15 protein-coding genes are annotated in these 15,159 nt (G+C 31.6%); 12 read left to right on the forward strand and 3 right to left on the reverse strand.

Features of this window, described 5'->3' with window-relative positions; genetic code table 11:
- Nucleotides 1-5: 5 nt before the first annotated feature.
- Both LQ608_RS04950 and gdpS read right to left on the reverse strand, forming a co-directional pair.
- Nucleotides 6-773 (reverse strand): threonine/serine exporter family protein, encoded by a 768-nt coding sequence (locus LQ608_RS04950; RefSeq protein ID WP_078357382.1) that lies wholly within the window; start codon nucleotides 771-773, stop codon nucleotides 6-8.
- A 97-nt stretch (nucleotides 774-870) separates the two neighbouring features.
- Complete coding sequence (gene gdpS / locus LQ608_RS04955) at nucleotides 871-1,941, reverse strand: GGDEF domain-containing protein GdpS (protein ID WP_078357383.1); 1,071 nt, start codon at nucleotides 1,939-1,941, stop codon at nucleotides 871-873.
- Nucleotides 1,942-2,199: 258 nt separating this feature from the next.
- Here gdpS and LQ608_RS04960 point away from each other — a divergent pair, with 258 nt between their 5' ends.
- Nucleotides 2,200-3,255 (forward strand): glycosyltransferase family 4 protein, encoded by a 1,056-nt coding sequence (locus LQ608_RS04960; RefSeq protein ID WP_078357384.1) that lies wholly within the window; start codon nucleotides 2,200-2,202, stop codon nucleotides 3,253-3,255.
- 114 nt (nucleotides 3,256-3,369) lie between these two features.
- Here LQ608_RS04960 and LQ608_RS04965 read toward each other — a convergent pair whose 3' ends face one another.
- Complete coding sequence (locus LQ608_RS04965; protein WP_239750346.1) at nucleotides 3,370-4,020, reverse strand: YigZ family protein; 651 nt, start codon at nucleotides 4,018-4,020, stop codon at nucleotides 3,370-3,372.
- Nucleotides 4,021-4,101: 81 nt separating this feature from the next.
- Between LQ608_RS04965 and LQ608_RS04970 the strand changes: the two genes are divergently transcribed.
- From LQ608_RS04970 to LQ608_RS05020, 11 genes are all read left to right on the forward strand, one after another.
- The gene (locus LQ608_RS04970) at nucleotides 4,102-4,617 is read left to right on the forward strand and encodes a hypothetical protein (RefSeq protein ID WP_239750348.1); all 516 of its coding nucleotides are present in this window, start codon (nucleotides 4,102-4,104) and stop codon (nucleotides 4,615-4,617) included.
- A gap of 73 nt (nucleotides 4,618-4,690) precedes the next feature.
- The gene (fakB1, locus tag LQ608_RS04975; protein WP_239750354.1) at nucleotides 4,691-5,557 is read left to right on the forward strand and encodes a fatty acid kinase binding subunit FakB1; all 867 of its coding nucleotides are present in this window, start codon (nucleotides 4,691-4,693) and stop codon (nucleotides 5,555-5,557) included.
- Nucleotides 5,558-5,609: 52 nt separating this feature from the next.
- On the forward strand, nucleotides 5,610-6,899 hold the full coding sequence (locus LQ608_RS04980; RefSeq protein ID WP_239750356.1) for a DEAD/DEAH box helicase family protein: 1,290 nt from the start codon (nucleotides 5,610-5,612) through the stop codon (nucleotides 6,897-6,899).
- Entirely contained in the window at nucleotides 6,896-7,579 is a 684-nt protein-coding gene (locus tag LQ608_RS04985) for a ComF family protein (protein WP_239750357.1), read from the forward strand. The genes LQ608_RS04980 and LQ608_RS04985 overlap by 4 nt, the downstream gene beginning before the upstream one ends.
- 48 nt (nucleotides 7,580-7,627) lie before the next feature.
- Nucleotides 7,628-8,200 (forward strand): ribosome hibernation-promoting factor, HPF/YfiA family, encoded by a 573-nt coding sequence (hpf, locus tag LQ608_RS04990; RefSeq protein ID WP_107508983.1) that lies wholly within the window; start codon nucleotides 7,628-7,630, stop codon nucleotides 8,198-8,200.
- A gap of 166 nt (nucleotides 8,201-8,366) precedes the next feature.
- Nucleotides 8,367-10,898, forward strand: coding sequence for a preprotein translocase subunit SecA (secA, locus tag LQ608_RS04995; RefSeq protein ID WP_239750359.1), 2,532 nt, complete (start codon nucleotides 8,367-8,369; stop codon nucleotides 10,896-10,898).
- A 12-nt stretch (nucleotides 10,899-10,910) separates the two neighbouring features.
- A protein-coding gene (prfB, locus tag LQ608_RS05000; protein ID WP_107508982.1) for a peptide chain release factor 2 occupies nucleotides 10,911-12,021 on the forward strand; the annotation gives its coding sequence in 2 pieces (ribosomal slippage) (nucleotides 10,911-10,982 and nucleotides 10,984-12,021; 1,110 coding nt in all).
- A 174-nt stretch (nucleotides 12,022-12,195) separates the two neighbouring features.
- A complete protein-coding gene (locus tag LQ608_RS05005) occupies nucleotides 12,196-12,516 on the forward strand; it encodes a c-type cytochrome (protein WP_239750366.1) in 321 nt (106 codons plus the stop codon).
- Nucleotides 12,517-12,863: 347 nt separating this feature from the next.
- On the forward strand, nucleotides 12,864-13,802 hold the full coding sequence (locus tag LQ608_RS05010) for a LysM peptidoglycan-binding domain-containing protein (RefSeq protein ID WP_239750368.1): 939 nt from the start codon (nucleotides 12,864-12,866) through the stop codon (nucleotides 13,800-13,802).
- 124 nt (nucleotides 13,803-13,926) lie between these two features.
- On the forward strand, nucleotides 13,927-14,502 hold the full coding sequence (locus tag LQ608_RS05015) for a TlpA family protein disulfide reductase (RefSeq protein WP_078357394.1): 576 nt from the start codon (nucleotides 13,927-13,929) through the stop codon (nucleotides 14,500-14,502).
- Nucleotides 14,502-15,152 (forward strand): HD domain-containing protein, encoded by a 651-nt coding sequence (locus tag LQ608_RS05020; RefSeq protein WP_239750369.1) that lies wholly within the window; start codon nucleotides 14,502-14,504, stop codon nucleotides 15,150-15,152. The genes LQ608_RS05015 and LQ608_RS05020 overlap by 1 nt, the downstream gene beginning before the upstream one ends.
- The last annotated feature ends 7 nt before the right edge of the window (nucleotides 15,153-15,159 follow it).

Consider the following 15,159-nt stretch of genomic DNA (forward strand, 5'->3'; position numbering starts at 1 on the left):
CCTCCTTAACTTAGTAATAACACGATTGCAACACCAGCACCGATAGCAAAAGCCGTTAGTGCCGCTTCAACGCCTTTTGAAATACCTGCAAGCAGTTGACCAGCCATTAAATCTCGAATTGCATTTGTAATAAGTACACCAGGTACTAGAGGCATTACTGAAGCAATTGTTATTAAGCTTAAATTTACGCCTATAAAGAAATTAACACTTATGGTTGCAATTGTAGCGATAATCAATGAACTTATGAACTCAGTAAAGAATTTAATTCTAATTGTGTTATGAACAATAGACATAGTTAAATATCCTGTACCACCAGCTATAAATGATGGAATCACTTCAGCTTGTTTACCACCAAACATAGGTAAGAAACAAGCTGAAGCTATCGCTGCAGCTAATACTTTTAACCAAAAAGGAAACTGCAATGAAGCATGATGCAAATGTATGAGTTCCGATTTAGCTTCGTCTATCGATAATTCATTATTCGCTATTTTTCGTGAGATTTGATTCGTTAATGAAATTTTTTCTAAATCTGTTGTACGTTCATCTATTCTTATTAGACGAGTGTTTGTTCTATCGTTTAGAGAAAAGATAATAGCGGTAGAAGTTACGAAGCTATGTGTGTTTTCTAAGCCATAGCTAGTTGCAATTCTTGCCATTGTATCTTCAACTCTATACGTTTCAGCGCCACTCTCTAAAAGTATTCGACCAGCTGTCATGACAACATCAATTATTTTATTTTCATCTATAATAGTGAAGTCTTGTATCTCTTCCATATTAACCTCCAGTTTCACATTGAATTAATGTTAATACATATAATAAAAACTTTCCAACAAAAAACATAGAATTGCTATAGGCAATTCTATGTTCATTTTATAATTTAATAATTGGATTGAACATTACTTTGTTTTGACCTTGTAATTTTGCTTCATGTAACATATCATCGGCATCTTTGAAGACACGACGTTTAGATTTGTTGTCTTGTTCACTTAAGTAACCTACGCCAATAGAAACAGATAACTTTATCGTTTCTTTATTTGGTAAATGGAACGTAGACTGTTGAACGCTATCACGAATGCTTTCAGCTAATTTAATCGCACTGTCTAACGTCTCACCAACAATTATAATTGAAAATTCTTCTCCACCGTTACGAAAAGCCTTAACATCTTTTGGTAAATAATTTATCAATAACTGTGACATTTGTTTAAGAACAGCGTCTCCAGCTTTATGACTATATGCATCATTTACATTTTTAAAGCCATCTATATCAATTAATAATAAAGCCATAGATTGATCATTTTCAGTGATTTGTTCTGTAGTCTTGTTTAAATAACGATCAAATTCTTTAACATTTCCTAATCCTGTTAAATAATCTACTGATTCTTCATTTTCATATCTTGAAATTAAATTTTTCAATATCCAAATGTCTCGATAAACACTTGCACTTATAATACTAAGAATAAAGGAAACAGGTACAAGAAACAACCACTCATTTAGCCATGAGTCTGGATTTAAAAAGATAAGCGTTATAGCTATAATAATGATGCTTATCAAATATAATAATTGAATACTAACGAAATCACTTTGTTTAAGAAATGGACCAATCACACCAACTACAACTGCTATAATAAGCAAATGCAGATTATCTAAAAATGGTGTTCCAAATGCGAACATGTCAACAAGTAATACAACACCTGCACTTAAAACAGAATAAAATAAATTAGTAAACCTTCCTAAGAAGAGAATTGGAATAAAACTTAAAGTAATAACATATTCATGATATTGTATCGGATTTGATACTAATAATATGGAAACACCTGTCATTAAAAGGGTGATATAATTTTGAGAAAAAGTCACTGTTCTTGTTTCGTTATATTGCATTCGATGGTATAGATAAAATGCTGCAATAGTCACTGATATATTAAATATAATTGCTTGTATCATTTAACACCATCCTTCTTTTAGTAAGCCATATGATATTGTAATCTATTAGGTGGCTTTTGTCACGATATAATAGGATATTTTGTTAAAAAAGTTTCTTTTTTCACATGAACGATATAATGTTCTGTTATGCTTTAAAATTCTTCCTACTAAAAAATGTGGTATACTATTGTTTTTATAGCATGTAGAATAAAACTTTGATATTCTAAAAGTAATATATAAATTAAAATAATGCTTCAATTTAAAAATGAAGGTGAATCCATGTTTACTTTGCAACTAATATTACTAACCATGATTGTAAGTTTAATACTAACACCTTTAGTCATTGTTCTTTCAAAAAAAATTGGTGCAGTTGATATGCCAAATGTTAGAAAAGTTCATACTAAACCAGTATCTGTATTAGGCGGATCAGTCATTTTATTATCTTTTCTTATCGGATTATGGTGGGGAAAACCTGTTGAACATGAAACAATTCCTATTATATTAGGTGCAATTGTTATATATTTAATTGGTTTAGTTGATGATCTCTATGATATGAAACCACTTGTTAAACTAGCTGGACAGATTGCAGTTTCTTTAATTGTAGTCTTAAACCATGTAACACTTGATTTTATTACGCTACCTTTTGGTATAGTAATAGAATTTGGTATATTCAGTATTCCAATGACAATATTTTGGGTAGTTGCAGTTATGAATGCAATTAACTTAATTGATGGGTTAGACGGATTAGCGTCAGGAATATCTTGTATAGCTTTAATAACGATAGGATTTATCGCAATACTACAACAAAATATATTTATAATGATGATATGTGGTGTATTAATAGGTTCTTTATTAGGATTCCTAGTATTTAATTCACACCCTGCAAAAATATTCTTAGGAGATAGTGGGGCATTACTTCTAGGGTATATCATTGGTGTCTTATCGTTATTAGGTTTTAAAAATATTACATTAATATCGTTATTCTTCCCAATGGTTATTCTTGCAGTTCCATTTATTGATATGTTATTCGCTGTGATTCGTAGATTACATAATCGACAATCCATCGTACAAGCAGATAAATCACATTTACATCATAAGTTATTAGATTTAGGTTATACACATAGACAAACTGTCGTATTAATATATATGATAGCTATTCTATTTAGTATATCGAGTGTGATACTTTATTTATCACCACCATATGGCGTCTTAATGATGTTTATTATGATTTTAATTACAATAGAGTTAATCGTAGAATTCACAGGTCTCATAAATGCAAATTACAGACCAATTCTTAACTTTTTAACAAGAACAAAATATAAAAAAGAACGCTAATAGAAATTAGCGTTCTTTTTTATGCGCATGCTTTCCGCGGGAAAAATAAGTATATAGGTTTTTAACGAGCAAGTTTTGTGAGTCATGCTCATTAGACAATATAAACAACCTTGATTAGCGTTCTTCTTCTTTATTATATGGAAATGGTAAAGCAATCATATCTTGTTTCGTTAGGTCATATTTTCCTTGATTAACTTCATTTAAGAAAGAGATGAAGTTGTCTTCTTCTGATGCGATGACGTTAATTGTATATGTTACTTTGTCTGTATATGATGTGTCGACTAATTGAAAATCTGTTTGTTGTAATTCGTGTTCGAAGCGTCCTGTTTGATCGTAATCGAGTGTGATTTCAAATGGAATGGCTTCTAATAATATGATGCGTCCTATTTCTTTAATGACTTGGCTAACTGCGCTACCATATGCTCTAATAAGTCCGCCGGCACCTAATTTAATGCCACCAAAATATCTTGTAACGACGACTACGACATTGTGGAGTTGTTGCTTTTTTAATACTTCTAACATTGGTACACCAGCAGTTCCTGATGGTTCTCCGTCATCATTGGCTTTTTGTATAAGCATGGTCGGACCTATAATATAACTTGAACAATTGTGAGTGGCATCATGATGTTCTTTTTTCTTGCTTTGTATAAACGCTTTAGCTTCTTCTTCTGTTTCTGCAGGATATATACTTGCAATAAACCTTGATTTATTGATAACAATCTCAGTTTCATGTGCTGATTTAATTGTAATTAGTCCTTCTGCCATGTTTATACTTCTCCCTTTACATCTTAATCTGTTACGATATATTATATACTATTAAAAATGGACGGGAAAGGATTGTATGAATTGAAGAATAAATTATTACTTTTATGTATAGTGTTATCGTTAGTGTTAGTGGCTTGTGGTTCAAAAGAAGAGGAGAAACCAACGACTGATGAAGCTGGTGATGGTCAAGGTTTATTGTTAGATGATAAAGGAAATCCTAAAGATACAATTCAAGTGAATGATAAGACTGAAAAGGCAGTAAAAGAAGTGATAGAACAAAATAGAAAGTCTTTAAATGAAGGAAATGTTGATGAATATATAAAAACAATAGATTCAAATTCTAAACAACTTGATGTTAAAGAAGAAGAAAAAGTATTAAAAGATACACTTAAAAATTATAAGTTTGATAAAAAGATATCCAATATTAAATTCTTAGAGGATAAAAAAGATAAAATTGTTGTATTTTATAATGTAGAAACAACAGCGCATCCAAAAGATGGTAGTAAAGAGGAGAAGAAATCCTTTAATGAAGTTGTAACACTAGTTAAAAAGGGAGATTCTTACAAATTTTCTAAAATGGCACAAGCAGCAATTTAGTCAATAAACTCCTTTTCAAATAAGTGAGAATTAGATATGATTGATATGGAAGAGAATCAAGGAGGATAACTTTATGAAAATTGCTGTTCTAACAGATTCAACAGCATATTTAGATCAAGCTTATTTAGATAAATATCAAATTAAAACAGTCGCGCTAAACGTTATTTTTAATGATGAAACATATAAAGAATTATCGGAACTGAAGACAGATGATTTTTATAAAAGAATGAGAAATGAAACGCAATTGCCGACAACTTCTCAACCTGCTATGGGTGAATATGTCGAGTTGCTCGAAAGCTTAAAAGAAGATGGCTATACAGATGTAATAGCCGTTCACTTATCAAGTGGTATAAGTGGTACTTTCCAAAGTGCAGTAACAGCAAATGCTATGGTTGATGGAATTCAAGTTCATCCATTCGATTCTGAAATCTCTTGTGCTGTTCAAGGGTTCTATGCTTTAAAAGCTGCTCAGCTTGTAGAACAAGGCATGACAGTTGTAGATAATATACTTGAACAATTAGAAAGCATGAAAGAAACGACAAACGCTTATTTCATAGTTGATGATTTAAACAACTTGAAAAAAGGCGGACGTTTAAACAGTGCACAAGCTTTTGTAGGTACAATGTTACAAGTTAAGCCTTTGTTACACTTTGAGGACACTAAAATTGTGCCATATGACAAAGTGAGAACTAAGAAAAGAGCTATAAAACGTATCGAAGAACAAATAGCTACAGAAGTGGAAGGGTACAAAAACTTATCTATTGTTATTATTCATGCTAATGACAAAGAAAGTGCAGTTTCTTGGAAAGCACAAATAGAAGAGAAGTTTCCTGAAGCGAATGTGATATTGAGTTATTTCGGACCAGTAATTGGCACACACTTAGGTGAAGGTGCATTAGGATTAGGATTTACAACGACAGAATTAGATTTATCTATATAAAATAACTACAGCACAAAAAGCTTAAGCTTTTTGTGCTTTTTTATTGGAGGTTATGATGAAATTATATGGACGAATATGTCATGATTTAAACAATTTAACAACGGAAACAGTAAAAGTCAGTAAACCTGGTGTTTCAAAGGTACATGAAAAATATATTTGTAACCAATGCGGTAATACTGATCAAACGTTATTCTTTAATTATTATTGTCATCATTGTAATGCAACAACAACTTATTGCAGATATTGTATAAACCTTGGCAAAGTTCAAAGTTGCAAAGATATTTATATCATTGAAAGTGAGAGACAGAAATCATTATGTAAATATCGATTAAATTTTGAGCTTAGTGAACAGCAAAGACATGCATCAGAAAAAATTAAACAAGCGGTATTAAACAGTGAACATTTATTACTTCATGCGGTAACTGGTGCAGGCAAAACAGAAATGATATTTGAAGGTATTTCAGTAGCTAGACAAAATGGAGATAACGTTGCTGTAATTTCTCCAAGAGTCGATGTTGTTAAAGAAGTATATTTAAGATTAGCAGATGCTTTTAAAGATGAGCAAATCGATTTAATGTATGAAGGCAATTTTGGTCAATATAATAGCACTTTTGTTGTAGCAACTGTACATCAATTAATGCGTTATGATAGTCATTTTGATGTTGTTATTGTCGATGAAGTTGATGCATTTCCTTTAGATATGGATAATCAACTTATGCATACGATTCATAAAGCATCTACACTTCACGCAAGTCACATTTATTTAACTGCAACTCCAAATCAACAACTCCTAGCGAAATTTACTGATTCTCAAATAATTAAACTTCCAGCAAGATATCACGGTCATCCTTTACCTCTTCCTGAATTTCAATTCAATGCGATAAAAGAAACAAAATTAAATCAAAAATTGCTAAAACTATTAAAGAAACAAATAGAAGATAAAAGGAAAACTTTTGTGTTTTTCCATGATATAAGTTACATGAAAAAAGTATTTAATATGTATGAACACTACTTTTCAAAAATTGAGTATGTTTCAAGTGTTGATTCAGAGCGACATGAAAAAGTTAGCCTATTAAGAAATGATGAGATCGACATCATGTTTACGACGACGATTTTAGAGAGAGGTGTCACGCTTGAATACTTAGACGTCGTTATCGTGCATACTGAAAAATTTACAAGCAGTGCAATTATTCAAATAGCTGGTCGGGTGGGGCGTAAATTATCATGTCCTACTGGAAAAGTCATTTGCTACCACGAAGGTATTACGAAAAATATGTTACATGCAAAAAATGAAATCTCAAAAATGAATAGTCTTGCACGTAAGAAAGGATGGATAACATGAAGAAATGTGTTATATGTCAAAATTCAATAAATGAAGAGATAAATTTATTGAATCTTTTTTCGTCCACACCTACTGTATGTAAAAATTGTGAGCCACAACTTACCTTTAATCTCAATGATAGACGTTGTAAACGTTGTTTAAAAGTGCTGTCTTCAGAGGAAAATGAATGTCTAGATTGTCTTTGGTTATCCAATAGGTATCAATTAATCAATCAACTTTATACGATATATGATTACCAAGGACTTATAAAAGAATTAATGCATCAATACAAATTTATGGGAGACGTTGCGATTGCTCAAATATTTCAGTTACCTAAAAATATTTTGAAACAGTATGACTACATAATGCCTGCACCAATTCATCCAAATAAACTCGCTACTAGAACATTTGATCATGTTACTTTCGTATTAGATATACAAAATGTAAATTATATACAAATATTTGAGACTGAACTCAGACAAAAACAATCTGATTTAACAAAAAAACAAAGGTCTTTACAACTCAATCCATTTAGAATAAATCAAGAAATAGAATTAGAAAATAAATGTATTTTACTCGTAGATGATATTTATACAACAGGGCTGACAATTCACCAATTAGCTGAACTTTTATTTATTAGAAAAATCAGAAAAATAGATGCCTTAACATTTGCAAGAGGGGGAAATAATGGTAAAATATAAGTAGGAAGAAACACAAGAGAAATAGAGCGTTAAAGGAGTCGGTGCTTTATGATCAGATTTGAAATTCATGGTGAAAACATCACAGTGACTGATCCGATAAGAAATTATATTGAGGACAAAGTAAGTAAACTTGAAAGATACTTTACTAATGTCCCAGAGGCAATAGCTCATGTTAAAATTAAAACTTATCAGGATTCTCGCAGTAAAGTTGAAGTAACTATTCCGTTGAAAGATGTTACTTTAAGAGCTGAGGAAAGACATGAAGATTTATATGCTGGAATCGACTTGATAACAAACAAACTTGAAAGACAAGTGCGTAAGTACAAAACAAAGGTCAACAGAAAGTATCGCGATAAAGGGCGAGATAAAGATGTATTTGCAACAAGTGTAGATGCATCATCACCAGAAGAAAGTGAAGATAACGATAGTGATAATGAAATTGAAATTATCCGTTCTAAACAATTTGCGTTAAAACCTATGGATTCTGAGGAAGCAGTATTACAAATGAATTTATTAGGACATGATTTTTACATTTTCACAGATGCAGAAACAGATGAAACAAGTATTGTTTATAAACGTAAAGATGGAAAATATGGATTAATTGAAACTTCTATACAATAAAGTAAGAACACAAGAACTGGTGCAGAATTTCTGCATCAGTTTCTTTGTCTATTAATAGCTTTTCATTTACAGAGGTGGTAATCTTAAATAGTATAAAAAGTGATATAAAAGTGTTATGATATATTGTTGTAAGATTACTAGTTTCCTAGTTGAAGGAGAGAACAAAATGGGTTTTTTATCAAAAATAGCTGATGGTAATAAACGAGTAGTAAAATCACTCGAGAAGTTAGCAAATCAAGTCATTAATTTTGAAGATGAAATTGCTAAGTTAACAGATGAGCAATTAAGAGAAAAGACAGAACAATTTAAAAAAGAATTAGCTGAAATAGAAGATTATAAAAAGCAAGAAAAGTATTTAGAAAAATTACTACCAGAAGCATATGCAATTGTTAGAGAAGCGTCTACAAGAGTATTCAAAATGACACCATTTAAAGTGCAAATTATGGGTGGTATTGCGATTCATCGTGGCGATATTTCTGAGATGAAAACTGGTGAAGGTAAGACATTAACAGCAACTATGCCTGTTTATTTAAATGCATTAACAGGTAGAGGTGTTCATGTTGTTACTGTCAATGAATATTTATCAAGTTCACAAAGTGAAGAAATGGCACAACTATACAATTTCTTAGGACTATCTGTAGGTCTAAATTTAAATTCAATGAATACAGATCAAAAGCGTGAAGCATACGCTTCAGATATTACGTATAGTACAAATAATGAGCTTGGGTTCGATTATTTAAGAGACAACATGGTTACTTATAAGAAAGACCGTGTTATGAGACCATTAAACTTTGCAATCATTGATGAAGTCGATTCAATTTTAATCGATGAAGCGAGAACGCCACTTATCATTTCTGGTGAAGCTGAAAAATCAACAACTTTATATACTCAAACAAACGTGTTTGTAAAAATGCTTAAAGATGATGATGACTTTACTTATGATGAAAAGACTAAAGCAATCACATTAACTGAGCAAGGTATTGATAAAGCAGAACGCATGTTTAAAATAGAAAATTTATTCGACGTTAAAAATGTGAACTTAATGCATCATATTAATATAGCTTTAAAAGCAAACAGAACGATGTTTAAAGATAAAGATTATGTTGTTGAAGATGGCGAAATTATGATTGTTGACCAATTTACTGGTCGTACAATGCCTGGACGTCGATTCTCAGACGGTTTACACCAAGCAATTGAAGCTAAAGAAGGTTTAGAAATTCAAAATGAATCTAAAACAATGGCTTCTATTACATTCCAAAACTTCTTTAGAATGTACAATAAGTTGTCTGGTATGACTGGTACAGCTAAGACGGAAGAAGAAGAATTTAGAAATATTTATAATATGACAGTTACACAAATACCTACAAATAGACCGATCCAACGTCTAGATGAAGCGGATTTAATTTTTTCATCTCAAAAAGGTAAATTCGATGCTGTTGTTAATGACGTAATTGAATTTTACAAAAAAGGGCAGCCTGTATTATTAGGTACTGTGGCTGTAGAAACAAGTGAGTATATTTCACAACTATTGAAGAAAAAAGGCGTTAGACATAATGTATTGAATGCTAAAAACCATGAACGTGAAGCAGACATCATTTTAAATGCTGGTCAAAAAGGTGCAGTTACAATCGCAACAAACATGGCTGGTCGTGGTACAGACATCAAGCTTGGAGATGGTGTTGTTGAATTAGGTGGACTAGCAGTAATCGGTACAGAACGACATGAATCAAGACGTATCGATGATCAGCTGAGAGGTCGTTCTGGTCGTCAAGGTGACGTTGGGCGAAGTAGATTCTACCTATCACTACAAGATGAATTAATGGTCAGATTCGGTTCTGAACGTATGCAATCACTAATGGGTAAATTAGGAATGAATGATGATACACCTATCGAATCTAAAATGGTTTCTAGAGCAGTTGAATCAGCTCAAAAACGTGTTGAAGGTAATAACTTTGATGCTCGTAAACGACTATTAGAATATGATGATGTATTAAGAAAACAACGTGAAATCATTTATGGTGAACGTAACGATATAATTGAAAAAGAAGACGTACAAGATATTGTGAAAGATATGATTAAATCATCTCTAGAACGTGGCGTTAATTATCATTTATCAAATAATGAAGAAGAAATTGATTATGATGCACTCGTACAATTTATCGATGATTCTTATTTACAACAAGATTCAATTAAAGCAGATGATATTCGTGGTAGAGATTATGAAGATATCATTGAAATTGTCCTTGAAAAAATTAAGGCTCAATATGATGCACAACAAGAAGACTTTGGTGACCAAATGTCTGAATTTGAACGCATGATTGTTTTAAGAACAATTGACCGTAAATGGACAGACCATATCGATACGATGGACCAATTACGTACAGGTATTCATTTAAGATCTTATGGTCAAATCAATCCACTTCGTGAATATCAAAACGAAGGATTAGATTTATTTGAAACGATGTTGAACGAAATTGAAGATGAAGTAAGTAAATATATTCTTAAGTCAACAATTGATCGCGGAGAACAAGTTGAACGTGAACAAGTTGAAATAGGCGAAGCTAAACACGTAGGTGCCAATGATGGTAAAGAAAAAGTCAAACCTAAACCTATCGTTAAAGATGAACAAGTAGGTCGTAATGATCCGTGTCCATGTGGAAGCGGAAAAAAATATAAAAACTGTCACGGCCAAGCATAAAGGAGTAAACTTATGGAATTAACGGAAATTAGACAAACTTTAAATAAAAACAATGAAAAATTAATGAATATCAGGGGGTCTCTTTGACTTAGAAAATAAAGAGACGAACATTCAAGAATATGAAGAGATGATGGTTGATCCGAGCTTTTGGGACGATCAAAATAAAGCGCAAGATATTATTAATAAAAATAATGCTTTAAAATCAGTAGTAGGGGATTATCATAAATTAGAACAACAAACGGATGACTTATTAACTACTGTTGAACTTCTTCAAGAAGAATATGACGAAGATATGCATGAAATTTTAGAGCAAGATTTAAAAACATTAAAATCAGACATCGATCAATTTGAACTAAAATTATTGCTTAATGGAGAACATGATGAAAATAATGCGATTTTAGAGCTACATCCTGGAGCCGGTGGAACTGAATCACAAGATTGGGGATCCATGTTACTTCGGATGTATCAACGATTTGCTGAACAAAAAGGATTCAAAGTTGAAACATTAGACTACCAATCAGGCGATGAAGCTGGAATTAAGAGTGTTACAATTCTAATTAAAGGACATAACGCATATGGCTACTTAAAAGCTGAAAAAGGTGTTCATAGATTAGTGCGAATTTCTCCATTTGATTCATCTGGAAGAAGACATACATCTTTCGTTTCATGTGATGTTACACCTGAATTTAATAATGAAAAAATTGAAATTGAAGTTAATTCTGAAGATATTACAGTTGATACGTATAGAGCATCAGGAGCAGGTGGACAGCACGTAAACACTACTGACTCTGCAGTGCGTATCACACACCAACCAACAGGAATAGTCGTAACTTGTCAAAACGAAAGATCTCAAATTAAAAATAGAGAACAAGCGATGAAAATGTTGAAAGCTAAACTTTACCAAAAAGAACTTGAAGAACAAGCTGCAGCCCTTGATGAAATTAGAGGCGAGCAAAAAGAAATTGGATGGGGCAGTCAAATACGTTCATACGTATTCCACCCATACGCTATGGTTAAAGATCATAGAACTAATGAAGAAACTGGTAACACTAATGCAGTGATGGATGGAGATATAGAACCTTTCATTGATGCATATTTAAGAAGTCAAATTGATGAAAAGTAATATTGAGTTGAATGAGGCTGAGACAATTTAATTGTCTCAGCCTCTACTCATTGTATTGAGCGGTGTGTCGTATATATGCATGATTTTAATTGTGAATTCTTGCACAAAAGGATACCTAATTACTAAATTTCATGATAAAATATATTTGATAATATATTGAATGGAGTGTTATACATGAAAATCAAAATGGGCATGATTTCTGTATTGGCATTATCATCGTTAATCTTTGCTGGTTGTGGTCAATCAAACGATGATAGTAAGACGGAGGAATATAGTTCAAAAGGGGAAAAGATTTTTAAAAATAATTCTTGTGTTGGATGTCATGGTAAAGATCTTGATGGTGCTTCTGGTCCTTCACTAAAAAAAGTTGGCGCTAAAATGTCAGAAGCAGATATCGAAAAGATAATTAATGAAGGTAAAGGTAATATGCCGAGCAAAGTTGTAGATGAGAAAGAAGCTAAAGAAGTAGCAAAATGGTTGGTAGAACAAAAATAATATAACTCATTCAAACCTTATAAATAATGTATTAGATGTTTTATTTATATGAAATGGAAAATTTTTAGATAAATATCATGACCTTTTCAAATGTATAAATAGAGTAAAAAAGCGCACCATTAATTGTAAAAATACAATTAATGGTGCGCTTTTAAATACTTTCATGACAGTCTTTAGTAACAATTTTTTCTGAAAAATTATCAGACAGTAACGTTTATATTACGAATTTGTAACAAAGAAAAATGAGGTTCGATAATATGATATATTATTTCCAGTATTAGTTGGGGATAACCCTATAAAATAAAAATATAAATTAAAACACATAAAACTCGGGAGGATATGTCATCATGAAGAAGACATTCATTACTTTAGCGTCAGTCACAGCTTTAACTACATTATCAAACACTACTGCATTTGCATCGGATATTAAAGTTAAAGATGGAGAAACTTTAGAAACGATTGCACAGGAATACGGGACTTCAATTTCAGAACTTAAATCATTAAACAATATCACAGGCGATGTTACAGTCGGACAAAACTTAAAAGTGTTAGAAGATAATATATATACAATTCAAGAAGGCGATACACTTAATACAATAGCTGAGAAATTTGATGTATCTGTTACAGAATTAAAAGAATGGAACAATTTGACTTCTGATTTGATTATTGTGGGAGAGAAATTATCAGTAGCTCAAGAAGGTTCAGAAGCGACAGCTCAACCTACTAGTTTAACAATTCATGCACCAGAGGCATCATCACAAGAAGAAACTGTCTTGAGAAATGTATCTGAACAAACTTCAAATGAAAATGTTTTTAATAGTGAAGATGTACATGCTTATGTAGCACCAACGTTTAATTCAAATAACTCAACTCAAACTGCACAACAAACACAACATGCTCAAGCAACACAATATGCACAACCAGCACAACAAACACAACCAGTATCATACAGCAGACCATCTTCAGGTGGAGGTAATAACTTGTATACTTCAGGTCAATGTACTTATTATGCATTTAGCAAACGTCCTGATATTGGAAACACTTGGGGAAATGCAAATAACTGGGCGAATGCAGCAGCTCAATCAGGTTATACAGTAAATAATAACCCATCTGCAGGGGCTATATTACAGTCAACTGCTGGAGGATATGGTCACGTTGCATATGTTGACAAAGTGAATTCTGATGGATCTATCCAAGTTTCTGAAATGAATTATCAAGGTGTTGGTATTGTGTCTTCACGTACAATTTCAGCATCAGCAGCAGGAGCTTATAACTATATTCATTAGGTTTTAAAATTAGATCATATTTCAAGCAAGTAGTTAATTCTATGTAAGAATTTTAACTATTTGCTTTTTTTTATAACTATAGTTGATATAATAAACGTAAATAAGTGTATTGAGGTTTGAAAACATGAAAAAATGGTTAAAAATCATACTAGTATTATTTTTAATAAGCTTAATCGGTATTAGTGTATATAAAGTACTTGATATTAATAAGTTTCAAACTAAAGAACAGTTTAAAGAACAACAAGGTAAGAAGTCATTTCAAAACAGTCATCCTGCAACAGGCTTAAATGTAAATGATGAAACAGTTAAGAAATTTACAACGCAAAAGGCTACAAATTTAAAAGAAGTTACTTCTAAAAATGATATAACTATTATTAATTTGTTTGCTTCTTGGTGTGATCCTTGTAAAAGAGAAATGCCTGAACTTGTTAAATATGCAAAAAATAAAGAAAATGGTGTCGAGCTGATTGGTTTAAACGTAAAAGATAAACGTAAATCAGCTGAACAATTAATTAATGATGTAAATGTAAACTATAATGTTTATATTGCAGAAGATGATTTTCTTAAGAAATTTAAATCATATAATATCCCTACGACATTATTCGTAGATAAAAACGGCAAAATAAAAAAAGTGTATTTAGGTGAATTATCTGAGAAGACACTGAACAACTTAGTTACACAAGTTAAGGAGGAAAATTAATGGGGGTACATCAATATTTTAAAAGTTTATCTGACTTGGAAAAATTAGTGAGATGTCCAGGTAAATTTAAATATCAAGACCATAACGTTGCAGCTCACTCGTTTAAAGTAACAAAAATCGCCCAATATTTGGCGACAGTTGAAGAACAAAATGGTCAAGAAATAGACTGGAAACTTGTATACGAAAAAGCATTGAACCATGACTATCCTGAAATATTTACTGGTGATATCAAAACACCTGTTAAATATGCCTCTTATGAAATTAAAAAATTATTTTCTCAAGTTGAGGAAGAAATGATAGATAAATTTATAACTGAAGAATTTCCAGAGCAGTATCAAGAGATATATAGACATAGATTGCAAGAAGGCAAGGATGATAGTATAGAAGGGCAAATACTTAGTGTTGCAGATAAAATCGACTTATTATATGAATCTTTTGGTGAGATACAAAAAAGAAACCCAGAACCATTATTCTTTGAAATATATGAAAGTTCATTAGAAACGATTATGCAATTTGATCATTTGTCATCTGTACAAGATTTTATACAGCATATTATACCTGATATGCTACAAGAAAAATTTATTCCACGTTCGGAATTAAGAGAAATAACAATGACAATTCTTGAAAAACGTGAAACAAAAAGGAGTTAGTGAGTTG

This window comes from Mammaliicoccus sp. H-M34 (genome assembly GCF_022386495.1).
Taxonomy (GTDB): Bacteria; Bacillota; Bacilli; order Staphylococcales; family Staphylococcaceae; genus Mammaliicoccus; species Mammaliicoccus fleurettii.

Excerpts from the sequence above, each read along its gene's own strand:
- LQ608_RS04950 (WP_078357382.1), bottom strand. The coding sequence starts at position 773 with ATGGAAGAGATACAAGACTTCACTATTATAGATGAAAATAAAATAATT.
- LQ608_RS04965 (WP_239750346.1), bottom strand. The coding sequence starts at position 4,020 with ATGGCAGAAGGACTAATTACAATTAAATCAGCACATGAAACTGAGATT.
- fakB1 (WP_239750354.1), top strand. The coding sequence starts at position 4,691 with ATGAAAATTGCTGTTCTAACAGATTCAACAGCATATTTAGATCAAGCT.
- LQ608_RS04980 (WP_239750356.1), top strand. The coding sequence starts at position 5,610 with ATGATGAAATTATATGGACGAATATGTCATGATTTAAACAATTTAACA.
- LQ608_RS04960 (WP_078357384.1), top strand. The coding sequence starts at position 2,200 with ATGTTTACTTTGCAACTAATATTACTAACCATGATTGTAAGTTTAATA.
- LQ608_RS04985 (WP_239750357.1), top strand. The coding sequence starts at position 6,896 with ATGAAGAAATGTGTTATATGTCAAAATTCAATAAATGAAGAGATAAAT.
- LQ608_RS05020 (WP_239750369.1), top strand. The coding sequence starts at position 14,502 with ATGGGGGTACATCAATATTTTAAAAGTTTATCTGACTTGGAAAAATTA.
- gdpS (WP_078357383.1), bottom strand. The coding sequence starts at position 1,941 with ATGATACAAGCAATTATATTTAATATATCAGTGACTATTGCAGCATTT.
- LQ608_RS05010 (WP_239750368.1), top strand. The coding sequence starts at position 12,864 with ATGAAGAAGACATTCATTACTTTAGCGTCAGTCACAGCTTTAACTACA.
- LQ608_RS05015 (WP_078357394.1), top strand. The coding sequence starts at position 13,927 with ATGAAAAAATGGTTAAAAATCATACTAGTATTATTTTTAATAAGCTTA.
- secA (WP_239750359.1), top strand. The coding sequence starts at position 8,367 with ATGGGTTTTTTATCAAAAATAGCTGATGGTAATAAACGAGTAGTAAAA.
- hpf (WP_107508983.1), top strand. The coding sequence starts at position 7,628 with ATGATCAGATTTGAAATTCATGGTGAAAACATCACAGTGACTGATCCG.
- LQ608_RS05005 (WP_239750366.1), top strand. The coding sequence starts at position 12,196 with ATGAAAATCAAAATGGGCATGATTTCTGTATTGGCATTATCATCGTTA.